Here is a 24175-nt window from a genome sequence, read left to right as displayed (position 1 = left end):
GGCAGTCGGTTTGCGTTATGAGCTAATGATGAACTTGACTGGGCGTAGAATGAATCGGGATAGAAAGGTTCTATCGCCGAGGGGCTACCGAAACCGCACCGCTTGCCCGTCCTGCGCTGCGAAGCCCAACGATAACAGTTGGTCGAACGCGAGTAAGGTCTGTTTTGGACCACCAGCGAGCCGTCGGTTTAGCGACAACTGCTGAAGCATTCCGCCTTCGGCGTCTCGTGGGGATCGCCGCCTTAACCTGCGCCAGGCCGTATTTGCCACTCGAAGCCCACTGCCTCTTCTGACACCTGCCACAACCGGCTCATTACCTGCTTGTCGTAAGCATGTGCATTCAGCGTTCCCCTGCCGACCGGGCCGACGCTTTCTAAGCGACCGGTCGGGCCGTAAAGTGCACGCTGTTCCAGCCCCTCTTCAGTTGCACACATGACTTCGGGATACGCGCCCTCCCGCGCAGTCTGGACGAAGGGTGTTTTTGCCATCAGCCACCATACCGCGCGCATAATTCGGCTTCCGCTGGTGGCGATGAGAGATGTCGCCGAAGCACCGGGATGGCAGACATAAATCTCTACACCGCTGCGCCCCGCGGCGGCGAGCCGATCCTGAAGCTCGTAAGCGAACATCATCTGGGCAAGCTTGCTCTGCGAATAGGCGATATTCGGGCCATAGCCCTGATCCCAGTTCATATCGTCGAACTTGATGGTTTTGAGCCCCATATTGTAACCTAGGCTCGCCACGACGACGATCCTTCCACGCGATTTTTCGATCCTGTCGAACAGCAGGCCGCTGAGGAGAAAATGGCCGTAGTGATTGGTGCCGAGCTGGCTTTCGAAACCATCCTCGGTCAACTCGCGCGAGGGAACCTGCGCGATGGCTGCATTGCAGATGAGGGCGTCGATCTGTCGAACGGTTTCATTCACCCTAGCTGCGGCTTCCTGCACGCTGGAGAGTGAAGCGAGGTCCATACGGATGAATGACACTTCCGCTCGGGTGCCAAATTCCTCCTTGAGTTCAGCGATCGCCGCAGCAGATTTGTCAGTTGAGCGATTGAGCATCACCACCTTTGCATTCTTGCTCAGCAAAATGCGGGCAGCCTGAAGCCCAGTCCCGGAATTCGCGCCGGTGATAAGATAGGTCTTCCCAGTCTGGTCATCGAGTTGTTCGGGCGTCCAGCCCCTGGGGCCAAATTGCGTGTCGGTCATTCTCAATCTCCTGCGGTCGGACGCTTCCTTGCGCCGAGCGCTCATCACGTTAGGTGAACAGCATATAAATGCCCAAATTGGGTATAATAAGTGATGATCGTCGCTAATTCTTGCCTGATCGTATCAACCGGATTGGAATGCGAACCGACGCCGGCTAGGTAAGGCGTATGAGCAAGGATCGGATCAGACAATTCATCGAAGACCGCATTCATTCCGATGGCCTGTTCGAGACGGGTATCGAAGGTGTGAGATTGTTCCGTTCGACCGAAGCGGTTCCGTGCGCACCGGTAGTGTATGAGCCAAGTGTTATCGCGATAGTCAGCGGCTCCAAAGAAGCAGCGCTCGATGGGAAGCGATACATCTATGACGAAAGCCGATATCTGTGTTGCCCCACGTCCATGCCCGTAGAGGCAGGCACGCCGCAGGCTTCCAAGGAAAACCCGCTATACGGCGTCTACATCTCACTCGATCCGCGACTGATGACGGAACTGGCGGTCGAAATGGAGAATGTCGGAAGCCCGCGCTTCGCCAAGGCGCTGTCCTCTGATAGTCGCGGCATCGGATTGGCAGATTGGGATGCCGGGTTTGCCGAGGCGCTTCTTCGGCTTCTGGAACTCGACAAGGACCCGGTCGATCTGGCCGTTCTCGCCGACGTGCGTATCCGTGAACTGTATTTTGCTATCTTGAAAGGCGGGGCCGGTCACTTTGCTCGACTGTCCTTTGGCGTCGGCAACGCTATCGCCCGCTCCATCGCCTACATATCGTCGAACCTGACCGAGCCGCTTTCGATCGACGATCTTGCGACCAGAGCGGGCATGAGCCGCGCTGCATATCATCGCAAATTCAAGGCTGCGACAACCATGTCGCCGGTCCAGTTCGCAAAGTCGATGCGTTTGAACCAAGCGGCGTTGAAGATTGCGGGCGGAATGACCGTGAGCGAAGCGGCTATGGGGGTGGGATATGTAAGCCCCTCCCAGTTCAGCCGCGAATTCAAGCGAATGTATGGTCAATCGCCTCGCCGATGGGGAGAGGCGCCCCAGGCATTGGCTATGCTGAATTGAGAACCGATGCGGTCATATTTGAAGAAAGGTTGAGCTCGCGCTGAACGATGCGAATGTCCGCTTTCAGAATTGTTCGACCGAAGCGTGAATGACCGAAATTGGGGCGCAAAGCGGACTTAGCACAGCGGTCCCCAACGCGAGATAAACTCCTTATGGGGGTGTGTCTTCAACCCGCAGCATGGCCGGTCAGAAGTCCCCGTGTAAGCGACAGGTATAATGCAGCGAGGCCGGAGCTTCGGTGCCGCTTTCCGATCGCTCGAGCAGATTGCGAACTGGGTCCGGCATCATCAGATCGGCGAACGGATACGTGCTGAGCCCGCATTCGATTTCGGCACCCTTCGCCAGCACCGAACCCCAGTCACGCGCAAGCTGACTGCGGAATTCGCTCTCGCGGCGGGCTAGGCCCGCCGCGAAATGAAGGGTGTGTCCCTGGCCTTGAACCAGCTCACTAACTGTTCCCAGAAACACTTTAGGCTTTGACGGCGGCTGGGAAGTTTCTGCCGCGGAGCCATCGGGTTCCACCGAACCAGTACGCGCGGCGTCAGTTTGAAGGGGTTCGCTCTGTTGCGAAGCCAACATCTGCCTGGCCAAATCGACGGTAGCCTGCATTTGCTGGATAGCGTCAGCTCCTCTTGCAGCAAGACGGCTTGCAGCTGCATGTGACGCCTCACTGGTGCTTGAAGTCCTCATGCTGCGCTACTCCAGGCGATCTTGTGCTCACGCCATGCGTCGAGCGCACTGGCGTAGCCCTTGTCGGAGCAGAGCCGCGCATCGACCTCGGTAAGACCATTGAGTGTAAGCCCTCGCGGAAGCACAACGACATGCACATGGCTCCCATTGCCGTGAAGCCCTGCGCAACTTGGAACATGGCCAATCAAGATCACTGGGAACCGGTGAGCAAAGTGCGACCGCGCGAATGCGCGAATCCGTTCATAAGCGTGGTGCCATGCCTCGTTCGGATCGAGGTAGATCTTGGTCTGGATCATGGCATGCTTCTCGAAGCTCGGCAGCGCTTCGTCGAAGCGCCGAGTAAGGAAAGCGAGGTTGACGTAATCAGCAGGCGCTGTTGGAGGCAGCAGGACTTCCACTTTCGTGGCTTGGCCGAACTTCGGATCATCGCCCAAGCGCACCTTGCGATCGATCCAACCGGAGATGCCCTCGCGATCCTTTTTGTCCTGGTACCAATACCGCGTGAAAGCAAAGTCTGGGTGCTCTTCGCGTACGTCATGCAGGAACGAGTTGAGCTTCCCCGGGGCAGGCGTTTTCTTGGCTGCGCTGCGCTTCTTTGCTGTTGAAGTAGCCATGCTCAGTACCCTCCTTCGAAGGAGGGTTTTTCGGCCGCTCGCATGATGCCGGCGTAACGCTGACATCCCGTCTGGAACGGGGGCAGTTCGCACGGTTCGAGCCCATCGGAACTCAGGCGAAAATAGGGGCCTGAGCCAGCGCACGGGATGAGCCACAGACCGCTAAGGTCGAGCCGCCACGCGACATAATGGTGCAGCCATTCGCCAGCCTCATTCAACAACACATCGAACGAGGCGCCGTACAAGGCATCGAAGCGAAGCAAGACAAGATCCATACCCGTGATCTGCGCCATGAGCTCGCATTCGGGATAAAGCAGCGGACGATCGCACGAGGTTGCAGCGAGCGCCATGTTCGCTGCCGAAGAGGTAACCACTCCGTGATTGAGCTGCTCGCCGAGAGGCTCGTCTCCTCGCAGCGACACGCCGCAGGCTTCGACGAGCGCCGCTAGGCGACTGCGCGTTCTGTGTGCTGTTTGCGGGAGCAGGGGTTCGCCCATCACCGGGCGTTTGAGTGTGACCAGATTCATATTCTATCTTCCTTGGAAAGAAGCCGTTCTGGCCGAGGGCGGCTTCCCCTATTTTCATCATCTTCTCGGCCTTACAGCCGATCACTTCCTCCATTGGATAGTTCGACGCGCCGGCTCTCGGCGCGCGAGGATCAATTGCACCTCTCTTTCGCGGAACGGACTACTGGCGCTGACTTAAGGCACCGCTTGCTGGCGCTGAGCCTCGCGTATGCGCAGTTCTGTCGGGGGGTGAAACGACAGATCACCGAAGAGGCTAGCCTCACAGCGCGGGGTCGCATTTCACACTGGATGATCTGCCGTTCCTCTATGAGGTAAGCGCGGTGATCACGCTTCACCACCTAGGTGTTCTGCACAGTGTCCCGATGTCGAACACCACGGCGACAGCCCTGCGAGCGCGTACGAATTGTTGTGTCCGCGTCTAAGCGGCAACCCCGCTCGACGGCGCGGTTTAAGCAGGAAGTTCGAACTGCGCAGAAGCCTCTAGGTGAACCACCAAGCCAGCCCTACGCCTACTGCAGCGAGGTGAAGGCTCAGGAGCACAAAGAACTCCAGCTTGGTTCCAAAGCGATCGCGGCTACGCTTAGCCAACGGGACACCACGGCTCGCGTCGGCCGGACCAGGTTCGCGCGAGACCCTCTGCGACTAATTGAGCACCAATAGAGCGGCCTGAACGATGTAGAGTAGCGAGCGTACGACCGTAGCGATCCTGGCCGGTACGGGCGATCTCGAAGGCGCCGGCATTTAGGAGCTGAATGAGCCTGTTCCTGGCCCGCAGGGCCAGCGCCCTCTCGTATTCGCAAGCTCCGTTTAGCTCAGGCGTATCGATATCAGCGATGCGGATTTTCTCGCCTTCAAGCCAAACTGTGTCGCCATCGTGGACGCAATGGTCGCGAGGACCGGGAGCACAGACGGCGAGCGCGGCAGCAATCAAAAGCATGTGTCCACTCTAGCTTGAAAGACAGCATTTTCCTACTTGGAACAAATATGGAACATGGTGCTCATCGAGTCGGAGATTTCCATGATCGTTCTAAGCCCATCGATGCTCGCGGCTATAGCGTGCATCATCACTGCCTGTGCTGCCCTCGTTTGGTCAGTGCGACGAAAGCCATGAGCTCGAAGCGTCTCGATACGATCGCCGATTATTCACGTCACGGCTACGCGCTGCGGGTGGACTGTCGTCACTGCCGCAGGGTAGCTGTGCTCAATCCACTCAGCATCGTGTTGCTCTGTCAGCAGCGCGGTTGGTCGAAGCAAATGTCTGCGCTCGAAGGTCGCTTACGCTGCTCTCGGTGTGGAAGCCGTGATACGAGGCTGGGACCAGCGTTCGGTCAATGAGAAAGCTTTTCATGAGTGACAGCTTTGCGCCCTAATTTCAGACGTTCGGACTCTCCCAGAGAATGCCTGAAAGCGGACGTCAGAATCGCGCAGGTGAAATTGCAGGAATCCTATCGAAAGAATTCAGGTTGTTGCTAATAGTCGGGAATGCGTTTCCTTTCTAATGGCCCGGTAATTCCTTCTCACCTGCTGACACAGCGAAAGGAGGGCAATGTCATCTTCTTTTGCGGGGCGGGGATTTCCCGGCGCGCCGGACTTCCTGACTTCGGCGGGCTGACACAGAAGGTGGTGGAGAAGCTGGGCGCAGAAAGGGCGCTCGCCGCGATGGAGCGCGGAGATAGTTCGGATCGCGTCTTTAGCCTTCTGGTTCGCGAGTTTGGCCAGTCTGAGATTGATCGAGAGATTTATGCTGCGCTGAAAGCGGCCAAAAAGCCTGACCTCTCCTGTCATCAGACGATTCTTGATCTTTCTAGAGGTGTGGACGGACGCCCTCAGTTGGTCACCACGAACTTCGATCTTCTTTTCGAAGCCGTCAAAAAACGCATTTCACGGGTTGTTCCTCCGGCACTGCCTGACCTGTCGCTACAGCAATCCATAGATGGCGTAGTTTACCTGCATGGCCGCCTCCGTAAGCCAGAAGTAGGCGTGCCGTCCGGCTACGTTATCAGCAGTGCGGACTTCGGTCGGGCATATCTGTCCGAAGGTTGGGCTACCCGCTTCGTCAAGGCTTTGCGGGAAAGATACACCATCGTTCTGCTGGGCTATCGAGCGGAAGATCCGCCGATGCGCTATCTGCTGGAAGGCCTCAACGCTGCTGATGGGGTCAGCTACAATTCACCGATCTATGCATTTACTCAAGGCGATGAGGGTGATGCGGAAGAGGAATGGCAGGATCGGGGCGTAACCCCGATATGCTATCGGAAAAGCGACGATCATGCCGCGCTGTGGGACACACTGTCAGCGTGGGCGGATGCTGTGCGAAATCCCGAAGGATGGACCGACAAGGTAATTGGCATAGCCCAAAAGCGTCCCATTGAGGTCAAGCCGCACGAGCGCGGGCAAGTGGTGGAACTGGTTAGCAGCAAACTCGGGGCAAAGCGTTTCGCTGATGCAAAGCCAGCTCCTTCTGCGGAATGGATGTGCGTCTTTGACCCAAATGTCCGTTATGCCGAGCCGAGGAAGCGGTCGTGGAACGATGAAGAGGAAATCGACCCGCTCGACCTTTTCGGCCTAGATGATGATCCGCCTCGCCCTCCCAAGGAGGCCAATGGCCAGCGGACCATTCCCGGCTTTAATCCGCTCAATTGGAAACTTGGCGATGCCAGCTTTCCCGAGAGGACCGGGCTGAGGGGGTGGAGCTCACAATGGGCGAACCCACTGCCAGAACGCCTTCACCACATTGCTAGGTGGTTCGGTGACGTGATGCATGAACCCGTCGCGGTTTGGTGGGCGGCGGGCTGGAAGCAACTCAACCCGAATATGCTTTGGTTCGTCGTTAGGCGGCTAGATCGCCGCGAAGGCGACATACCGCAAGAGGCGGTCACCTTCTGGCGACTGTATCTCGAAAGCTGCGACCATGGAGGCAATTTTGATCGAGACTATGGTTGGTTTGAATTTCGGTCGATGGTCGGCAAGGATGGCTGGTCGGGCGCGACGTTGAGGTTCTTCGAGCGCGTCTCCCAGCCGCGAGTTGAGTTCAGTCGGGACAGTTTCGGACTTAGTTATCCCGTCGAAGTAAGCTGGGATGACTTGCCTCTCCGACGATTGGTCGATGCAAAGGTTAGGGTGCTAGATCGGCACAACGAGAAGCTGGAAATTCCCGACGAGCAATTGGCCGGGGTCATTGGTGTCGTGCGGCGCAGCCTACTGGCCGCATCATCCCTTCTCGACGAGATAGGCACGGTCTGGTGGGACATGCCGACCCTTCACCCCACTGGGGAACGAGGGGAAACCTTTCACGGGCGAAAGACACAGTATTTTTTGTGGTTTCGAGACCTGTTTGTTCGCCTCGTCAAGCTTGACCCTGCGGCAGCTGCACTCGAAGTGAGGCAATGGCCGATCAATGATGGCTACTACTTCGGGAAGCTGTCCATTTATGCTGCTATGTTTCCGGGAGTCGTGTCCGCAAGCCAAGCCACTGCGCTTCTTTCAGAACTGAGGGATAAGATTTTCTGGGAGCCTCGCTGCCAGAGGGAGCTTCTCTGCACGCTACGAGCGCGCTGGCCTGATTTCACTAGCAAGCAACGCCGAGCAATAGAGCGGAGAATCGTCGAGGGCCCGACGAGGTGGGAGGGGGAGAAAGCTTCCGACTTCCGGCGGCGCAGAGCCGTTTATGCCGCTGAAAGATTGGCATGGCTGGAACTAAACGGCTGCCCGTTGACGCCTGTGACGACGAAAAAGCTTGATACGCTGAAACGTGTCGATCCCAAATGGTCCGACGAGTGGGCGGGCAATGCAGACCGCTCGCTTGATTCACGCGGTGGAATGGTCGAGAGGGTAACTGATACTCGTGGAATTGAATCAGCCCCCATCGGCAGGATTCTTGATGAGGCTCGAAGCAAGACTGAGAGCCGTCACGGTGAACTGCAGGACTTCCGCCCGTTTGAGGGTGTTGTCGCTGCCCAGCCTTTTCGCGCGCTAGCGGCGTTGCGCTTCGCATTGCGAAATGGTGATGTTCCTACTGGTTTCTGGGAAGCTCTGCTGTCGAACTGGCCCGAAGCGACATCCCTAAGGTTGCGCTGGCTCGCCGCTCATACATTGGCCAGCCTTCCTGAGGATGCGCTGGAAGCGCTGAGATATTATGTCCCAAGATGGTTTGAGCAACATCTGAAAGCGTTGGCCGAAGCGGATCGCTCGCGCGCTCTAGCCATCTTCGACAAGGTAATTGCCGTTTACATCGCGGCGGCCCCCGAGGTGACTAAGAGCGGCATAGGGCATACGACTGTCGGCGGTGTTATCCAGGATCACTCCGAGGTTTCTGTCAGCAAAGCAATCAACAGCCCGATAGGCGTTCTCGCCGAGGCGCTTTGGGATCTTATGCCAGACACGGCGACCGAAAAGGGGCCGATGCCGGATGGTGTAGGCGAACGCTTTGAAGCTCTATTCGGGGCCAATGGCGATGGTGGTGGACATGCCGCCTGCGTCGTGGCGCGACATTTCACATGGCTAGACCATTGGTTCTCGGAATGGACAGACCGCGCTGTGCGGCCATTGTTTGCGCTTGACCATCCGCTATCAGAAGCGGTCTGGCATGGCTATGCTGCCAGCTCCGGATGGCCGACGACAAGAACGCTGCGTATCATGTGTCCCCCACTGCTGGCGCTGCTTAAGGGCGAAGCAGCTTGGAAGTTGGATGAATCTGATAGGCGCTACTGGGTCCAAAAGATGGTGGTTCTCACCAGACCAGAGAATGACGGCGGCCCTTTGATCTCCTTCAAGCAAGCGCGTGAAGCGCTGATTGCTATGGATGACAAGGGGCGGGGTGACGCTTTGTGGATGCTAGGAAATATCGCATCTGAAGAGGGAACATGGGCCCCGTTCGTAAAGCCATTCATCGAACAAGCTTGGCCACGTCAGGTGAAATACCGGACGGAAAGCGCATCACGCAGCTTCGCACATCTGATAGAAAAGTCTGGCGATAATTTCCCGGATGCTGTTCGGTCCTTGCTAGGCTTGCTTCGGCCCGTGGCGCATCTCGACATGATAACCTATCGTTTTTCCAAAGAGCCGGAAGAAGGCACCAACGACTTTGCCCAGAGGTTTCCGGCAGAGACGCTTCAACTGCTTGATGCATTGGTCGCAGACGACAGGTCACAAATGCCGTATGAATTGAGCAAGGCCTTGGAAGTCATAGCAGAAGCTAACCCAGCGCTACGACGGACGCGGGAATGGCGACGCCTAAATGATCTGACCGTTTGATCGCACCTCCGTACGCCCTGTCCCTAAGTGTGGGCATCCACGCACTAGGATTGGTACCTTTCCACGGCGAGCTTAGCCGCTGAGACAGCTGCATTTCGGCCTGAGCCGACATCCAAACGCCTACCTCTGAATCTGGTGCTCTGGTCGTCAGCTGTCGCTTGCAGCGGTAATTGCCAATGGCAGCTATTCCGACCTCAGCTTCTGGAAGCTGCCAGTCTGCAGCCGGCCCAATTCCTGCCCGTCCGCAAAGCGCCCCAAGCCCGGTCATTGAAGGTCCGATATGGGTTACCCGAAACCAGTCGTAGGCCGAAGCCCAGCGGGATTAAGGCAGAGCTCTATAGTCATCCGAGCGCAGGCTCGACACTTATAGCGGTCAGTTGCGAAACCCGCATCCTGACGTGTTTGATCCGGTGAAGAATGTAGAGACCAAGGCAACTATGAGCGCGAGCGCCGAGTAGCCGAGCGCTGCCACTCTTGTTAGGCTGCAAAAGCCGTTTTCAGCATCACCCAGTAGCTGCGCGCCCATGTAATATGGGGTACCCGATCGAACGGGTCTTCGACCTTCGTCATGCGTCCATGCCCAATCACGCCTGCTGCCAGGAACTGCGATACCTCGTCGATGTCGGAAAGCTTGACTTCTCCGCGCTTAGAGGCGTCTCGCAGCAATTGCTGGACGCTCTGGATAGCTTTCTCTCCGGTCCAGCCCCTCATCGAAGGGCCACCATCCTCCGCTTCTATATCGAGCCAGTCGATAAGCCGGTCTTTCAGGCGCCCTTCGGGCGAATGGATATATTCAACGACATCGGCGCAGAGCGACGGGATCGCCTCATCGATATGCTGTCGCGAAGCTGCGTCAAAAAGATCCCGCGACCGCGTCTCGATGCTCTGAACGAGTAGGGCACGCAGCAATTCGACCTTGTTACCGAAGCGCGCATAGATCGTCGGTTTGCCGAAGCGGCCGTATCTGGCGAGCTTGTCGAAAGAAAAATTCTCGAAACCGACGTCGAGCAGGAGCTCCCAGCTCGCCTGCAGGATGCGATCGGTTAAGGCCTCAGCGTCTTCTGCGCTCGGCCTGCCGGAACGGATCTTGCATTTCACTATGTCGATGCCTCTTGGCTTTCTGGCTTGTCTTGCATCTGTGAATTGCACCGCAAGACAGCGTCAGACCCCGAAGGTACGACGCCCAGATCTTTCCCATGATCGAGCCTCGCCATGCCATATCGTCTCATCCTCTCCGCTTTTGCGGATGCATCCTGACCTATCAGGCGCTCTTGGGAATGAGTCAATATAGGGCACATTGTCGTCGACCTTACGCGGACCCTATTCGATATAGGACCAGCCGAACCCCATAGCCTTGTTTACCGCAATGTAGGCTTCGGCAAGTTCGGCCTTGGCCGTGATCGACGCGAGTTCTGTGCCTGCCACTTCGCGATCGGACGCGATGGCCTGCGAATGAGCAATGGTGCCTGCCTGGGCGCGCATAGTGTCCAGTGTCGCAACGCGCTGGGCGCTTTCACGCGTGTCGAGCGTGCGGGCAAGAGCGACCCTCGCTCCACCGAACCGCGTCAGGGCGTTTTCTGCATCGCCGAGGGCAGCCAGCACGGTCCCGCGGTAGTTGGCTTCGGCTTCTGCGAACGCACCACGGCTCGCCTCGATACGGGCTTCCGTGCGCCCGCCATCGAATACGCTCCAGCTGATGCGCGGAAGAGCTAGCCCGATCAGGTTGGCAGGATCCAATGCTTCTCCAATCGATCCGCCACCAAGGCCCAGCAGACCGAGAAAGCTGACCTTGGGGAAGCGGTCTGCCACGTTCACGCCGATGTCGGCATTCGCAGCAGCGAGATTACGCTCCGCCTGTCGGATATCCGGACGCTTGCGCAACAGGTCTGCCGGGGAGCCGATGGCGATTTCCGCAGGCGGAAGGGGGGCTGCGCCTTGATCCGCCAGTCGATCGTTCAGCGCGCCCGGCTCGAAGCCGGACAAGACCGCAAGCTGGTCCATCGCCACGGCGATTTCGACTTCGTTGCGCGCAATGTCCGCCAGCGTCTGCGCTTCTGCCGAGCGGTATTGCTCGACCGGATGCAATGTCGCCGTGCCCTGCTCATGGCGCTGCCGGGCCAAGACGAGGAGCTGCCGGTCCATTCCCAACTGCTGCTGGAGGACCGAAGCCATCTCCTGCCGCGCCCGCAAGCCGATGTAAATGCGGGCCACTTCGGCAGAGAGAGATACCTGCGCATCGGCAAGGCTTGCCTCACTCGCGCCGAGCCGGGCGGCGCCGGCCTCCAGGCGGCGGCGATTTCCGCCGAACAGGTCCAGCTCCCAGCTGGCATCGAACCCGACGCTCAGGCTTTCGGCCGAGTAGCGGTCACGATTGCTGTCCGAATCAACCAGGTCGGCAGGAACGTTGATATAGGGCGTAGAAACCGAGCTTCCGACAGAGGGAAGCGCTGCGGTGCGGGCCGTTTGCAAACCAGCGCGCGCCTGTGTGACGCGGGCAAAAGCTGCGTCGATCGACGGTGCATTGGACAGGGCATCCTCGACTAGCTGCGTGAGGACCGGATCATCAAATTGGGTCCACCAGTCGCTCGCCGGGGCCTGGCGGCTGGCCTCGTCCGGGGCGCGCAGGAATGTTCCGCGCTCCACACTGACAGGGGCCATTTCGGGCGCGCCGCCATAGTCGGGTCCAACGGTGGTGCACGCGGTTACGGCTAGCATGGACACGGAAAGCAGCGCCATGCGAAGCGGGCGAGCATGAGTGTTGAAATATGTCATTAGTGCATTGCCATTTTTAACTGCCCCTTGGGCAGCGGTTTGAGAAACAGGACGAGCGGGGTCACCAGCAGAGTGCCGATGGCCAGTATCCAGAACTCGTCATTAAATGCCATCACCAGCGCTTCGCGGGTAATCGTCGCGTCGATCATGCGGTAGGCGGCAGCCAGTCCCTCAGCTCCGCCGCCGAATTGCTCGGTGAGCGAGGAAAGCCAGCCCTGTGTCGCGGGATCGTTCGCCTGCAAATTGGAGTGCAGCGTCCAGCGGTGATATTCCCAGCGCGTATCCTGTACAGTGGCAAGAAGCGCGAGACTGATAGAGCCACCGAGGTTACGCGCTGCATTGAACAGGCCCGATGCGTCACCCGCCTCATCCATTTTGACCGCGCTGATCGCGGCCTGGTTCAGGAACATGAAGCCCAGGATCTGGCCCACACCGCGCATCAGCTGGCTTTCGGTAAAGTCCGCGCCGCTTGTCTGGGCGGTCAGGGCAGCGTCCCAGATCGATGAGAATGCCATCAGGCCAAAGCCCAGCGCCACCGCTACCCTAATGTCGAGCGAGCGCATCAGCAGCGGCACAAGTGGCATCATGAGCAGGGATGGCACGCCCGACAGGAAGACGACCTGTCCGGCTTGCAAGGCATTGTAATCGGCGATCGCCGCGAGGAACTGCGGGATGACGTATGACGTGCTGTACAGCACTGCGCCAAGGATCAGCACCATCACCGATACGGCTGCGAATTCGCGGTTGCGTAGTAGCGCCAGCTTGATGACGGGCTTTTTCGCGATAAATTGCCCTACCGCCATCATCGCAAAACCGATGATCGTAAGGATAGTCAGCTGCCAGATAAGCGCGGAATCGAACCACTGTTCCTTGTGACCATCTTCCAGCACCACCGTCAGACCGCCGAGTCCCAGCGACATGCCGATGATGCCCAGCCAGTCGGCTGATTTCAGTTCGTCCAGGTTCATCTTCTCATCGGGGAGCCCGAAGAAAAGTAAGGCGAGCAGGAGGGCGCCGACGGGCACGTTGATGAAGAAGGCATAGTGCCAGCTCAGGTTTTCTGTGAGCCAGCCACCCAGAAGCGGGCCGAGAACTGGTCCCAGGATCACCGTCGCGCCGAACATGGCTGTGCCGATGGGCTGCTGCGAAGGCGGCAGACGTGTGGCGATGATCGTCATCGCCGTGGGTATCATGGCGCCACCAGTGAAGCCCTGACCGATACGCCCGATGATCATGGTGTTGAGGTCAGTCGCCATCCCGCACATGATCGAAAAGGCAGTAAACAGGATCGCCGCGATCATGAGGAAACGACGCAGGCCAAAGACGCGTTCGAGCCAGCCGGTCAGTGGGATAACAATGATCTCGGCCACCAGATAAGCCGTGGCGACCCACGTGCCTTCCGATGCCGATGCGCCGATCTCACCCTGGATCGTGGGGAGCGAAGAATTGACGATCGAGATGTCGAGCGTCGCCATAAGCGAACCGAGCGAACCGGCTGCCACGCCGAGCCACGCTGTCAGACTCGCCTTCTCCTCACGCGGAGCGGATGCACCCACGGGCATATCGCCCGCCCCCAGTGTTGCAGCGTCGCTCATTATTCGCCTGCCTGCTCGCGTTCGATGGCCTCAAGCGCAGCGCGACCGGAGCGGGTATCGACCGATACTTCGAGCGACAGGCCTGGAACGAGAAGGCGGCGCGATTCCGGCCCTGCCTCGATCCTGATGCGGACTGGCACGCGCTGGACGATCTTAGTGAAGTTGCCGGTGGCGTTCTGCGGCGGGATGAGCGAGAAATTCGCTCCCGTGCCCGGCGTGATGCTTTCCACTACGCCGTGGAATTCTACGCCCGGCAGCGCGTCCACTTCAATGGTCGCAGGCTGGCCAGGTCGCATCAGCCCGATCTGCGTTTCCTTGAAATTCGCGGTCACATAGATGTCGCCGGTCGGCACGATGGTCATTAGCCGTTGACCGGGGGAGACGAACTGGCCCGGACGCGCTTCAAGGCTTCCGATGCTGCCCGCAATCGGTGCGGTCAGGCGCGTGTCGGACAAGTCGGTACTGGCTCGGTTCCGCTCAACCTGGGCGGCGCGAATTTGCGCCTGTGACGCGCCAGTCTGCGCCTGCAGGGTTGCCACTCGCTGACGCGCCTGCAACACCGCTGCTTGGCTTGCTCTTAGCGAGGCCTGCGCTTGTGCGCGCTCGCTGGTCAGCTCATCGAGCCGTGTCGCGGGTTCTGCACCTGAGGCAACGAGCGGACGATATCGCGCTATCTGCTGGTCGAGGTAGCCAAGCCTCGCTTGCACCGATGCCACCTCGGCTTGCGCGGCGTTTACGGCCGCCTCCGCCTCTGCGATGTTGGAGCGCGTTACCGCTCCGTTTGCGCGAGCTAATGCGATCTGGCTGTCAGCAGCATCGATCTGGTTTGTGAAATCCGATGCCCTTATCTGGAGGAGCAGTGTCCCCTCTGCGATTGTTGCATTCTCAGCCACCTCAACGCTTTCGACAAAGCCTGCCAACTTGGACGAAATCGCGACATCGTCAGCGCTGACGAAGGCGTCGTTGGTCGATTCCTGATACTGGCCCACGGTTTGGTACTGCCAGAACTGGTACGCTCCGAACGCCACGGCAAGAATCGCCACGGCGATCAACAGGGGGCGCAACCAAGGACGCGTGCGCGCTGCGCCTTTCGGCTTTTCGTTACCCGGGGCATTCTGCTCCAACCCCTCCGAAGAGGATACTGCAAGGTCAGCTTCGGTGCATTCTTCTACCCGATCCTCGGCGGCATACGGTGCTCGAAAAGTGGTATCTGTCATTTCTCAATCCTGAAACGAAACGGTATCGTTCTATTAATTGGGCGCGCATCTGGGCGCGATGGGCTGCCCTGTCAACTGCTATCTGCTTTTGCGGGTCAGGGGACCGTATTCATCGCAACTGGAAGTTATCGGTCGACCCTGACAGACCAGATACTTCTTCCCGACCGCTCCACATTCGCGTTGCTGGCGGACAGTATGCGGGCGGCTTCAATGCGACTGGTCGCTGCCTTATCCCTCGCTAGAACGTATCTTCCATTGAAAGCCGACCGCCTTTTCTGAAACCTTCCACAGTCGGCTCATAACCTGCTTGTCATAGGCATGCGGGTTCAGCGTTCCTCGGCCGACCGGGCCGACGCTTTCCATACGACCAGTCGGACCGTAAAGTGCGCGCTGCGGCCGCCCTTCCTCAGTTGCACACATGACCTGGGGATACGCACCCTCCCGTGCAGTCTGGACGAAAGGTGTCTTTGTCATAAACCACCATACAGCACGCATCATCCGGCTTCCGCTCGTGGAAATGAGAGACGTAGCCGAAGCACCAGGATGGCATACGTACACGTCTACATCAGTGCGCCCAGCAGCGCCGAGCCGATCCTGAAGTTCGTAAGCGAACATCATCTGGGCAAGCTTGCTCTGCGAATAGGCGATGTTCGGACCGTAATCCTTCTCCCAATTCATATCGTCGAATTTGATTGTCTTGAGCCCCATATTATACCCGAGGCTCGCCACGACGACTATGCGTCCGCGCGATTGTTCGATCCGATCGAACAGCAGTCCGCTGAGAAGGAAATGGCCATAATGATTGGTGCCGAGTTGGCTTTCGAACCCGTCCTCGGTCAACTCGCGCGATGGAACCTGCGCGATGGCAGCGTTGCAGATGAGGGCGTCGATCTGTGGAACCGTTTCATTCACCTTGGCTGCGGCTTCACGTACGCTGGAGAGCGAAGCGAGGTCCATGCGAATGAACGACACGTCCGCTCGCGCGCCAAACTCTTCCTTGAGCTCAGTGACTGCGGCAACTGATTTTTCGGTTGAGCGATTGAGCATCACCACCTTTGCATTTTTGCTCAGCAAAATGCGGGCCGCCTGAAAACCAGTTCCGGAATTCGCGCCGGTAATGAGGTAGGTCTTCCCGGCCTGATTACCGAGCCGTTCGGGCGTCCAGCCCTTGGGGCCAAACTGGGTGTCGGTCATCGTCATTCTCCTTTGGCCCGGCGCTTCCTTGCGCCAGGCGTTGATCGTGTTTGATGCAGCAGCATATAAATGACCAAAATGCGGAGAATAAGTGATGATTATCGCTAATTCTTGCCTAATCGTATCGCGCGGGTTGGAAAGTCATCTGGCGCGGGCTAGATGGAGGCCATGAGCAAGGATCGGATCAAACAATTAATCGAGGGGCGCATTCGCTCCGATGGCTTGTTCGAGACGGGTATCGAAGGCGTTAAATTGTTCCGCTCGACCGAAGCGGTTCCGTGCGCGCCGGTAGTGTATGAGCCAAGTGTTATCGCGATCGTCAGCGGTTCCAAGGAGGCTGCGCTCGATGGGACCCGATACATCTATGACGATAGCCGATATCTGTGTTGCCCCATATCTATGCCAATCGAGGCAGGCACGCCGAAGGCCTCTAAAGAAAACCCGCTATACGGTGTCTACATATCCCTAGATCCGCGACTGATGACCGAGCTGACGGTCGAAATGGCGAATGTCGGTAGCGTAGGTTTTGCTAAGAAGCAGCAAACTGAAAGTCGCGGAATCGGATTGGCAGAATGGGATACAGGGTTTGCCGACGCCTTGCTGCGGCTCCTGGAGCTGGATCGAGACCCAGTTGATCTGGCGGTTTTGGCTGGCGTGCGTATCCGCGAGCTGTATTTCGCCATTTTGAAAGGCGGGGCCGGTCATTTTGCCCGACAGTCCTTTGGTGTCGGCAACGCTATCACACGCTCCATCGCCCACATATCCGCGAACTTGGCCGAGCCGTTTTCGATTGACGATCTTGCCGACAAGGCCGGCATGAGCCGCGCTGTCTTCCATCGCAAGTTTAAGGCTGCGACAACTATGTCGCCGGGCCAGTTCGCGAAGTCGATGCGTTTGAACCATGCAGCGTTGAAAATCGCCGGCGGGATGACGGTGAGCGAAGCCGCTATGGATGTGGGATATATCAGTCCTTCCCAGTTCAGCCGCGAATTCAAACGAATGTTTGATAAGTCCCCCCGCCAATGGGGAAATTTGCCTCACACATCGGCTATGCTAAATTGAGGGGCTAGAGGGTCATCCTCCTGCATGGTTGACCTTGCGACGAGGGATGCGGGCGACTGTTCGATGTAAACTCGACTCGCTGAGTGAATGCGCAACGTGGAATGATGCCGACCGCCTGTATCCGAGTATTTGGGCAATATCGGCTTTACGTAGCAACGCTACCAACAGCAGGCCGACCGCTATCGGCCCAAAAAGTGGCCGGTCGGCAACGCGCCCTAATCTCAGCCATCGGGCTAGTCACGCGTCCCTCCTGAAAGCGGTCTTTGCCGATACGCCCTAGTGCTATCCGCCTTCGGACTTTTCGGTCAGGCCATGAATGTGCAAAATGGGGCAGGAAGCCGCCTTTGATCGTAATTTCACGAAAAGGTTACGCCGAAGGCTTGTAACAGATAAGGTTCGGCTCCATCTAGAGCTTATCGCAGTGGTTTCGTTTTCCGTGAGCGCCCGCGACTGAGAGACTTTGGGCTCCCGCTTGCTGCTGGGAGCATCTCATGCCTCAACCTCCTAAAGATAGCACCGCAGTAGCCCGTTTTAATGACTGGGAAAATGAAGGCGGCAGCATGCCCTCCGCCGAACTGGCCGAGCGGCTCGGCGTCACTCGTCACATGACGGAGACCTACTCCGTCGGCGGCTTTCGCTACACCAGGCTGACCGACGCGATCGCTCAGGCGCGCCGGATGGCCACGCTCGACCGCGAACTAAAATGAACGTGCACCTCAATTCAAGGCCCGGAATTTCAAGGCCCGGAGTTGGAGAGGCTTGGCGCGTCCCCGCGGCCTTAAACGCACCGCGCGTAGAATAGCCGCTCCGCGGTCAGATAAAGGAGACAGAAGATGAACAAGAGCCGGAGAAGATCGAACAAGGAAATTCGCAAGCCCAAGGCGGAAAAGCCGAAGACTAACGCGTCGCAGCCCAGTCAGAAGGTGGGTGCCGTCAAGGGTTTAGAAACCATTAGCTCTAGTTAAATCTCGCGGTGCGAGCCCAAGTTCGGAGATACGAATGTCTATACGAACGACCCGAACCCAAGTGACCTTTAAGGCGCCGTTCTCGCTTCCCGAACTCGACGGCTTGCAGCCTGCGGGCACTTATGAGGTCGATACCGACGAAGAGTGCATCGAGGGCAACGAGCACACGGTTTACCTGCGAGTTGCGACGGTCCTCCAAATTCATTCGCTCGGCTCTACTCGCTTCGTGACAATCAACCCAGCAGGTCTCGAAGCGGCGTTGGAGCGTGACGCTGCAACCGTCCACCTTGGGCACTAGGCCCCCCGCCCCTCAACGGAGATTGCCTCATGTCGAACGTTAAAATTGTGCAAGGCACCGCAGAACAGTTTTCGATCATCCATGAAGCAGATTGGCCTACGATCCCGCGGATCGGAGAATATATAACATACCCGGGCGTCGGCGACGAGTTGTTCGAATGGGAAGTGACCCGCGTATCATTTGTGGCAGACCGGACGGAAAATCTCGCGGGGGCGTTGGTCTGGGTCGAAACTTCAGTAATGCGCCCGCCACGTCAGACCTATCAGGCAATGGGATTCGACATCTCTTGAGATCAGTTGGGGCCAAGCGCGCAGGAATTTCCTGGACGTTTGTTCGAACGTCAACGATTGCTCGGATGCGGATCGTCAGCTGCCCGTCCGATCATGGCACATCGCTAGCTCGGTGAACACGACTTCCGACGGATGAAAAGCGATTTTTGGCTCTAGAAGCTATCATCGGTAAAGTGTCCAGCAGGCCCGATGGGCTGCTCACATTCCCCGAACAGGATATATCTCGCCAGAGGCTTCGACGTCGCTCTTTGCCAAGTGAAGTCCGACGTTCGCTCGACTTAGTTCATTATATTCAACGATTACCATGCTCCTCCCGCAGTCGCGTATGCCGTCCGCCCTTAATCGATCCCAAAGTCTATTTGCCGTAGTTTGCGGCATGTGAATTTCAAACTGACGCATTTTGGCTCTGCCTTCATATAAACTTGTTTAAAATAGTCAGCGTTTCGAGCTATTTGGTTTGCAGGGATGCAAGATAGAAGCCGTCCCGTTCGATTGAGGCGATGATCTCCGCTTGGTCTACCCCAAACCTTTGCCTACCGCCGACGACAACCGTAGTGAGGCCGTCAGCCTTCCATACCGAACCTAAATCGGGAAGTATTGCCCCGGAACGCTCATCGGTAATGGCCACCGCCGGTCCTTGTGATTGATGAAATCGGTAATACGGCATGACCCTATGACTCTTCGGGAAAAGCGCTTGGGCGATCGGGCTAAAGCGATCTATCCTCGTTTCCCCATTCGCCCGTTCTAGTCTGAAGCGCAGGCGTTGCGTCGGAAACGGTAGAAACCTTATCCGACCTCATGTGGCGGGAGGCGTTCGTCACGAGGCCACCCAAGATCTGTGAGGCCATTCGTTTTTCGCCAGTTAGCAATCCGCTGTGCGCGATTTCCCATCGCTTCGAAGGCTTCCTTGCGCTCTTCAGCCGACCCAGAGCGGTCGACCTTCATCGCAGCAAGCTGGTGATCGAAGAGGAATTTGTTCATCGGCATGGTGTGAAATCCTCGTAAGGGAGCGAGAAAGAGCCGGGGAGGGTGATCCCCGGCTCTGCTGTCGGCGTCAGCCCTGCTGATTGCGTGCCCGTTCCTTCTGGCTCTGGCCCGCGCCCTGCTGCTGCAAGTTAACGGCGCTCTTCTTGCCTCCATCGACTTCACTGGTGTCGTAGCTGAAACGCTCGTCGACCTTGGGCACCTGGCCTTCCTGCCGCAGGTCTGCCTTCTTGAAGCGGAGCGCGTCACCACCCTTCTCAGTGGTGATCGAGCCAGTGCCCGAGCTGCTGTCGTAGCTCTTGATCTTGCCGTAATGTGTCATCTGTCATTCCTTCGAACGAGTGTGCAGCGCGCCAGAATTGACCCGGCTGCGACTAAGAGGCGAAACTGAAGGAAAGAGCTTCCGGTAGTGGAAGCGGTGACCGTCGATTGCGACTGGTAGTTGAATTATAGATGGCTACGGAGGGCCCAAAATACAACCGCACTGGGCAGTAATTTGTCTCGCGTCGGCAACCGGGTCGTTAGCAGAATGTCGGCTTTGCCATGTTCCCCGCGCTGAAAGCGGGCTGTCAGCAATCGGCCCAATTTCGGACTAGATCACAATCCAGATCGCGTCTTTCCGCTTTTCAGAGCAGCCCAACTTATTGCATCACTCAGATAATCATCGGCTTCCTTGTGAGGTTGATCTGGGTTCGAGCCTTTCTGCAAATTAGACGGTGGCGAGGCGCGCTTGCCCGTAGGCTTCGCCGAATTCCCTCCCCTGTCAGTTCGTAACCTTACTGAAGGCGGTGCTGGCTTGCTCACCGTTTCCAACACTGGCTTTGGTTCGACGACCTTTCGGCGCTGTTCGGCAGGATCGTAAAGAACCTCCCCCGAATGCAGTGTCAGCTTGTAGCCCCTCGCTATCGCGATCTCTCGGCAAATCCCCTGGAAATCCTTTGAACCCGTGATTGGAATGTGACCTCCACGCGTGTGGGCCAGAGCCAATCCTGCAGCGATCGCATTCTTGTCGATTGGATCGACGATCAAGGCGACACCAACATCGCGAATGGCGAGGCGTCCGTCCTCGCGGCGATATTCAACGATTTGGTTGCATTGAGATCCAGCCAGACCAAACTCCTTCGCTATTCCCTTATCGCGCCGGAGATTTGGGGTGAAAATTAGTTCGGGCAGTGCGACCCGATCAGGTTTTGGGCAGTCGGCCTTATACCAGACATCACGGCGTAGCTTATTGGCGGCTATCGTGGCTCGGGCCCGATCAAATGCTTTATTGGTCTCGGCTTCGGCAAGATCGAAACAAAGCTTGAGGCGAGCTTCATCGATGATGGTTTCGTAGCTTTCCTTCTCTAGGCGGGCCTTCTTTAACAGTAGTTTGCGCCGCGCTTTGATATCGGCCAACGCCTCATTCCAAGCCTCGCGCACTCGCTCGCGTTCTATCCGAGCAGCTGCGAGATAGTCTTGATATGGGTCGCATTCGCGAAGTGGATCAGACGTGAATTCACCCAATTTCTTGATCATTCTGCCATACGAAAACTCCCGGCCAAACGACGTTGCTTTCATGCGGACCGAACCGATGGCGATCTCTGCTCCCGAACCTTTCTGACGGTACTCCGCATTCAGCTTGCTGAGACGATTGTGAAGGTCCTGCCAGCTGACGGCCGCTCTAAGTTCATCGGCAATCTTATGATGGCTGTCTTCGCGCCATCTCTCAGGAGCATTCTTTCTGCGATGGTAGCATCCCTCACGGGAACCGTTTGCCAGGCGCACCACTTTGTCGGTCACGCGCTCGCGAACTTCACCTGTTTTAGACTCGTAGATCGCATTTGGTTCAGCAGCCCAACCCTGAGCATCCTCAATGAGTGCCGTGACCTGGTGAAGTCTGTCGATCTCCCACCCATCGCCGGGGGACGCGACCTTTTGTCTGACGAGATCAATCCGGTTCACGACAAGATGGAGGTGGTAGTTCGCCGTATTGGAATGGGTCGCCCAAATGATCTGGCAATTCTGGTAACCCATTTCTCCTGCAAAGATGTCGACCGCCTCCTCGACTTGATGCGGGGTCGGGAATTCGTCAGCCTGCCAACTGAGCATGTAATGTTCGATCGGGTCTTTCGCATGCGGTACGAGAAGGGAGGCTGCTAGGATTTGTTGTTGGTGCAGCGCCAGCTCGTGTCCAATCAGACACCGCGTCCCGTGAATGTCGACCTTCTCGCCAGGTTGGGCGGAATGACCTGCCAGAACTTGAGCGTCGAGAACGTACTGCGCGAGTGCATTCTCTCCGTCCCGAACCAAAGCTGGATCGGCACTCGCATTAAGCACATAAGCTGAAAGCACGTTCGCGATCGTCGAGATTTCGGAAAGCGAACGATGCCGACGCTTTGCGTGTTTGCGAATGCGTTTGATGATCATGCAAACTCATCCGACGGTGATGAGGGTTCGGCTAACACCGCAGCCAGTTCACGAAGCTCATCTATTAGGTGAGCTTCACCACGACCTTCGACTTCGAGCTTTTGCAGTAGACTGATCAGCTGAGCCAATGCTGCCAACCTTGGCGTAGATATGATCGGCGAAGCGGTTACGCGCTTATACAGATAGGTCCCGACGGGAAGGTGTGCAGCTTGTGCGGCGACCTTGATCTCTTCGAACTCAAGCTGCGTAAGTCGCAGTGACGCTGTTCTTGTCATCTTGGATAACACCTGCTGCGAGAAGGCGCCCGCCGAGCACAGGGCCGAGCGTGTAAACACGCTCCATCCTGCCTTTTATTTTCCTCCTCGAATGGGAAGAAAACGCCTTCTTGTTGAGAATCAGCGAGCCCCGTCGGCTCGCCTCGGAGATTGCGGAATTGGTTCGATGAGAACCGATCCCAAGGATTTGTAGATCGCTATCGCTGCGATCTTACATCTGCTGGGAAACCCTCCTGCCTTCTGTAGCCCCAACCCTACGGTGGACGAGAATACAGAAGGCAGCTTCAGGTGTTGCACCCCCAAGGACAGTGCCTGCGCATTGAGGGTATCAATTCCGCGGCAAATCGTACCGGCATCTATCCTGCCCGCGAGACCGATAAGGGATCTGTCCGGGAGCTCGGCAAGCCTCATGAAGGCTTAAACGATGATAGGGATCGGCACTCGTACCCCGTGCTTCGGCATAATTGACGACTGCTACGAGAGATTCATCGAATGGGTCCTCACGCCGTGTCCAATCGACATCGCCGCCTACGGCTTCTTCGACGACCTCTGCGAAATGGATCTTCGCGTAGTACTCTTGCGAGAACCACTGAGGCCTGATCCAACCCCAGGCGACGACGGTCACTAGAAACAGGGCCGCCAACGTGAATGCCGCCAGAAAGAGCCAAAGACCCCTCAGGAACGCTTTGTTCGCTGCCGCCTCCGCCGAAGGTGAAGACTTGTGAATGCGCTCGACGGTTTCTCCCACAAGAGCATTGACGACCGAGTCCGACCTTTTCTGTACCTGCTTGAGGATTTGATCCCCTGCGGTGGAGATCGTTTCGCACAGTATCCGGTTCTGGGCCTGCCGGATCATGATGTCAGCAACGTAGGTCGCTGATTGTGCGAGTGCTGGTGGTGCGAGACGCAGAAAGCTGCGCAGTTCTTCCCTGTCCTCGGACGACATTTCACGCCCCGTGGCCTCTTTGTAGAGTGTCGGATGGTCCAGTCGCTCAGTCATTGCGAGATCCTTCCGATAAGGGGAGCAAAAGCTGTTCGGACCTCGCTGAGGTAGGCTTGAACATCGTAGTAGAACCATGCCGGCAGAGTATCCAAAGACGCGTGGATGAATGGCGTGTCCTCGCGTTCAAGCGCTCTCGCGGCTCCGACGGATAGCTCAGGCATAACCAGTTCGGTACCGCCGGCAGCAAGCAACGATGCACGCGTATTGCTCAAATCCCATTCGCGGAAATCCTCCTTGGTCGCAGCGCGCATGTTTTTGACTGCGAAAGTGCGATCGCAACTCACCTGCTCCAAGGTCTGATTGAGGATGTTCAAACTGTCGTATTCGGGCGACGCGGTCCAAAGGCGGAAGAGTTGCCGTCCGAGATGATCTGCAGTGGCCTGCATGCGCGGATACTGGACTGGCAGAACACTACCGATCTGACTGGCGAAATCGATCAAGATGCACTTTTCAGGATCGACTTGGGAGATCAGCGAGAGCATTCGATCCCACTCGCCAGGTATCGTCCAATCGATAAACGTAATGTCATCATTGGCATGAAAGCGAATAAAGTTTTGGTTGGTGGGATCGACATCGAACCCCACCCACCCGATTTCGTTGATGGTCAAAAGGAAGGCAAGGAGGCGAACTAGCCAGGACTTTCCGACACCGCCTTTTCCTCCGTCGATTGCAAATATGGCGTACGTGATCTCACGCCGAGTAAGCTGACGCATGGGTTTTCTTTCGATCTTGGGGAGAGGTTGGTCGCTTTAGCGACC

Annotated in this window: 23 protein-coding genes; 6 read left to right on the top strand and 17 right to left on the bottom strand. The window is 57.4% G+C overall.

Translation table 11 applies throughout. The annotated features are described in order from the left end of the window. Positions 1–242: 242 nt before the first annotated feature. Positions 243–1208 carry an SDR family oxidoreductase gene (locus tag FHS69_RS06740; RefSeq protein WP_166776999.1) on the bottom strand — a complete coding sequence of 322 codons (966 nt, stop codon included), beginning with the start codon at positions 1206–1208 and terminating at the stop codon, positions 243–245. Positions 1209–1375: 167 nt separating this feature from the next. Here FHS69_RS06740 and FHS69_RS06735 point away from each other — a divergent pair, with 167 nt between their 5' ends. Next, positions 1376–2269 (top strand): AraC family transcriptional regulator, encoded by an 894-nt coding sequence (locus FHS69_RS06735; protein ID WP_166776998.1) that lies wholly within the window; start codon positions 1376–1378, stop codon positions 2267–2269. A gap of 186 nt (positions 2270–2455) precedes the next feature. Here FHS69_RS06735 and FHS69_RS06730 read toward each other — a convergent pair whose 3' ends face one another. The 4 genes from FHS69_RS06730 to FHS69_RS06715 form a co-directional block, all read right to left on the bottom strand. Then, positions 2456–2878, bottom strand: coding sequence for a hypothetical protein (locus FHS69_RS06730; protein WP_166776997.1), 423 nt, complete (start codon positions 2876–2878; stop codon positions 2456–2458). Positions 2879–2955: 77 nt separating this feature from the next. Next, a complete protein-coding gene (locus FHS69_RS06725) occupies positions 2956–3573 on the bottom strand; it encodes a hypothetical protein (protein WP_166776996.1) in 618 nt (205 codons plus the stop codon). A gap of 2 nt (positions 3574–3575) precedes the next feature. Further along, positions 3576–4070 (bottom strand): hypothetical protein, encoded by a 495-nt coding sequence (locus FHS69_RS06720; protein ID WP_166776995.1) that lies wholly within the window; start codon positions 4068–4070, stop codon positions 3576–3578. A gap of 610 nt (positions 4071–4680) precedes the next feature. Then, the gene (locus FHS69_RS06715; protein WP_166776994.1) at positions 4681–5037 is read right to left on the bottom strand and encodes a thermonuclease family protein; all 357 of its coding nucleotides are present in this window, start codon (positions 5035–5037) and stop codon (positions 4681–4683) included. Positions 5038–5582: 545 nt separating this feature from the next. On the opposite strand from FHS69_RS06715, the gene FHS69_RS06710 reads away from it, so the two are divergent. Further along, positions 5583–9353: an SIR2 family protein gene (locus tag FHS69_RS06710; protein ID WP_166776993.1), complete on the top strand. Its 3771-nt coding sequence runs from the start codon at positions 5583–5585 to the stop codon at positions 9351–9353. 477 nt (positions 9354–9830) lie between these two features. On the opposite strand, the gene FHS69_RS06705 is transcribed toward FHS69_RS06710, so the two are convergent. From FHS69_RS06705 to FHS69_RS06685, 5 genes are all read right to left on the bottom strand, one after another. Then, on the bottom strand, positions 9831–10451 hold the full coding sequence (locus FHS69_RS06705) for a TetR family transcriptional regulator (protein WP_166776992.1): 621 nt from the start codon (positions 10449–10451) through the stop codon (positions 9831–9833). Between the two features lie 222 nt (positions 10452–10673). After that, complete coding sequence (locus FHS69_RS06700) at positions 10674–12125, bottom strand: efflux transporter outer membrane subunit (RefSeq protein ID WP_166776991.1); 1452 nt, start codon at positions 12123–12125, stop codon at positions 10674–10676. After that, positions 12125–13720 carry a DHA2 family efflux MFS transporter permease subunit gene (locus tag FHS69_RS06695; RefSeq protein WP_166776990.1) on the bottom strand — a complete coding sequence of 532 codons (1596 nt, stop codon included), beginning with the start codon at positions 13718–13720 and terminating at the stop codon, positions 12125–12127. Before FHS69_RS06695 ends, FHS69_RS06700 begins: the two co-directional genes overlap by 1 nt. Next, positions 13720–14937: an HlyD family secretion protein gene (locus FHS69_RS06690; protein ID WP_166776989.1), complete on the bottom strand. Its 1218-nt coding sequence runs from the start codon at positions 14935–14937 to the stop codon at positions 13720–13722. Before FHS69_RS06690 ends, FHS69_RS06695 begins: the two co-directional genes overlap by 1 nt. Positions 14938–15165: 228 nt before the next feature. Then, positions 15166–16131, bottom strand: a complete 966-nt coding sequence (locus FHS69_RS06685) for an SDR family oxidoreductase (RefSeq protein WP_166776988.1) — start codon at positions 16129–16131, stop codon at positions 15166–15168. A 168-nt stretch (positions 16132–16299) separates the two neighbouring features. Between FHS69_RS06685 and FHS69_RS06680 the strand changes: the two genes are divergently transcribed. The 4 genes from FHS69_RS06680 (at position 16300) to FHS69_RS06665 (ending at position 18746) form a co-directional block, all read left to right on the top strand. Further along, complete coding sequence (locus tag FHS69_RS06680) at positions 16300–17193, top strand: AraC family transcriptional regulator (RefSeq protein WP_166776987.1); 894 nt, start codon at positions 16300–16302, stop codon at positions 17191–17193. 491 nt (positions 17194–17684) lie between these two features. Further along, positions 17685–17900: a hypothetical protein gene (locus FHS69_RS06675; RefSeq protein ID WP_166776986.1), complete on the top strand. Its 216-nt coding sequence runs from the start codon at positions 17685–17687 to the stop codon at positions 17898–17900. Between the two features lie 319 nt (positions 17901–18219). Beyond that, on the top strand, positions 18220–18456 hold the full coding sequence (locus FHS69_RS06670; RefSeq protein ID WP_208380111.1) for a hypothetical protein: 237 nt from the start codon (positions 18220–18222) through the stop codon (positions 18454–18456). Positions 18457–18485: 29 nt separating this feature from the next. Continuing rightward, positions 18486–18746 (top strand): hypothetical protein, encoded by a 261-nt coding sequence (locus FHS69_RS06665; RefSeq protein WP_166776984.1) that lies wholly within the window; start codon positions 18486–18488, stop codon positions 18744–18746. Positions 18747–19194: 448 nt separating this feature from the next. Here FHS69_RS06665 and FHS69_RS06660 read toward each other — a convergent pair whose 3' ends face one another. From FHS69_RS06660 to FHS69_RS06630, 7 genes are all read right to left on the bottom strand, one after another. Then, positions 19195–19374 (bottom strand): hypothetical protein, encoded by a 180-nt coding sequence (locus FHS69_RS06660; RefSeq protein WP_166776983.1) that lies wholly within the window; start codon positions 19372–19374, stop codon positions 19195–19197. A gap of 158 nt (positions 19375–19532) precedes the next feature. Continuing rightward, positions 19533–19727, bottom strand: coding sequence for a hypothetical protein (locus FHS69_RS06655; RefSeq protein ID WP_166776982.1), 195 nt, complete (start codon positions 19725–19727; stop codon positions 19533–19535). Between the two features lie 73 nt (positions 19728–19800). Continuing rightward, positions 19801–20052, bottom strand: coding sequence for a cold-shock protein (locus tag FHS69_RS06650; protein WP_166776981.1), 252 nt, complete (start codon positions 20050–20052; stop codon positions 19801–19803). A gap of 275 nt (positions 20053–20327) precedes the next feature. Further along, entirely contained in the window at positions 20328–22139 is a 1812-nt protein-coding gene (locus tag FHS69_RS06645; RefSeq protein ID WP_166776980.1) for a relaxase/mobilization nuclease domain-containing protein, read from the bottom strand. Beyond that, positions 22136–22474: a plasmid mobilization protein gene (locus FHS69_RS06640; protein WP_166776979.1), complete on the bottom strand. Its 339-nt coding sequence runs from the start codon at positions 22472–22474 to the stop codon at positions 22136–22138. Before FHS69_RS06640 ends, FHS69_RS06645 begins: the two co-directional genes overlap by 4 nt. Positions 22475–22742: 268 nt before the next feature. Then, a complete protein-coding gene (locus FHS69_RS06635; RefSeq protein ID WP_166776978.1) occupies positions 22743–23414 on the bottom strand; it encodes a hypothetical protein in 672 nt (223 codons plus the stop codon). After that, on the bottom strand, positions 23411–24130 hold the full coding sequence (locus tag FHS69_RS06630; RefSeq protein WP_166776977.1) for a P-loop NTPase family protein: 720 nt from the start codon (positions 24128–24130) through the stop codon (positions 23411–23413). Before FHS69_RS06630 ends, FHS69_RS06635 begins: the two co-directional genes overlap by 4 nt. Between the last annotated feature and the right edge of the window lie 45 nt (positions 24131–24175).

It is taken from the genome of Qipengyuania flava (genome assembly GCF_011762005.1).
GTDB lineage: Bacteria > Pseudomonadota > Alphaproteobacteria > Sphingomonadales > Sphingomonadaceae > Qipengyuania > Qipengyuania flava.
This window is presented reverse-complemented; position numbering and strand designations above follow the sequence as displayed.

What these genes read in the sequence shown, in the direction of transcription:
- FHS69_RS06740 (WP_166776999.1), bottom strand. Translation starts at nt 1,208, where the DNA reads ATGACCGACACGCAATTTGGCCCCAGGGGCTGGACGCCCGAACAACTC.
- FHS69_RS06735 (WP_166776998.1), top strand. Translation starts at nt 1,376, where the DNA reads ATGAGCAAGGATCGGATCAGACAATTCATCGAAGACCGCATTCATTCC.
- FHS69_RS06730 (WP_166776997.1), bottom strand. Translation starts at nt 2,878, where the DNA reads ATGCAGGCTACCGTCGATTTGGCCAGGCAGATGTTGGCTTCGCAACAG.
- FHS69_RS06725 (WP_166776996.1), bottom strand. Translation starts at nt 3,573, where the DNA reads ATGGCTACTTCAACAGCAAAGAAGCGCAGCGCAGCCAAGAAAACGCCT.
- FHS69_RS06720 (WP_166776995.1), bottom strand. Translation starts at nt 4,070, where the DNA reads ATGGGCGAACCCCTGCTCCCGCAAACAGCACACAGAACGCGCAGTCGC.
- FHS69_RS06715 (WP_166776994.1), bottom strand. Translation starts at nt 5,037, where the DNA reads ATGCTTTTGATTGCTGCCGCGCTCGCCGTCTGTGCTCCCGGTCCTCGC.
- FHS69_RS06710 (WP_166776993.1), top strand. Translation starts at nt 5,583, where the DNA reads ATGCGTTTCCTTTCTAATGGCCCGGTAATTCCTTCTCACCTGCTGACA.
- FHS69_RS06700 (WP_166776991.1), bottom strand. Translation starts at nt 12,125, where the DNA reads ATGACATATTTCAACACTCATGCTCGCCCGCTTCGCATGGCGCTGCTT.
- FHS69_RS06695 (WP_166776990.1), bottom strand. Translation starts at nt 13,720, where the DNA reads ATGAGCGACGCTGCAACACTGGGGGCGGGCGATATGCCCGTGGGTGCA.
- FHS69_RS06690 (WP_166776989.1), bottom strand. Translation starts at nt 14,937, where the DNA reads ATGACAGATACCACTTTTCGAGCACCGTATGCCGCCGAGGATCGGGTA.
- FHS69_RS06685 (WP_166776988.1), bottom strand. Translation starts at nt 16,131, where the DNA reads ATGACCGACACCCAGTTTGGCCCCAAGGGCTGGACGCCCGAACGGCTC.
- FHS69_RS06680 (WP_166776987.1), top strand. Translation starts at nt 16,300, where the DNA reads ATGAGCAAGGATCGGATCAAACAATTAATCGAGGGGCGCATTCGCTCC.
- FHS69_RS06675 (WP_166776986.1), top strand. Translation starts at nt 17,685, where the DNA reads ATGCCTCAACCTCCTAAAGATAGCACCGCAGTAGCCCGTTTTAATGAC.
- FHS69_RS06665 (WP_166776984.1), top strand. Translation starts at nt 18,486, where the DNA reads ATGTCGAACGTTAAAATTGTGCAAGGCACCGCAGAACAGTTTTCGATC.
- FHS69_RS06655 (WP_166776982.1), bottom strand. Translation starts at nt 19,727, where the DNA reads ATGAACAAATTCCTCTTCGATCACCAGCTTGCTGCGATGAAGGTCGAC.
- FHS69_RS06650 (WP_166776981.1), bottom strand. Translation starts at nt 20,052, where the DNA reads ATGACACATTACGGCAAGATCAAGAGCTACGACAGCAGCTCGGGCACT.
- FHS69_RS06645 (WP_166776980.1), bottom strand. Translation starts at nt 22,139, where the DNA reads ATGATCATCAAACGCATTCGCAAACACGCAAAGCGTCGGCATCGTTCG.
- FHS69_RS06635 (WP_166776978.1), bottom strand. Translation starts at nt 23,414, where the DNA reads ATGACTGAGCGACTGGACCATCCGACACTCTACAAAGAGGCCACGGGG.
- FHS69_RS06630 (WP_166776977.1), bottom strand. Translation starts at nt 24,130, where the DNA reads ATGCGTCAGCTTACTCGGCGTGAGATCACGTACGCCATATTTGCAATC.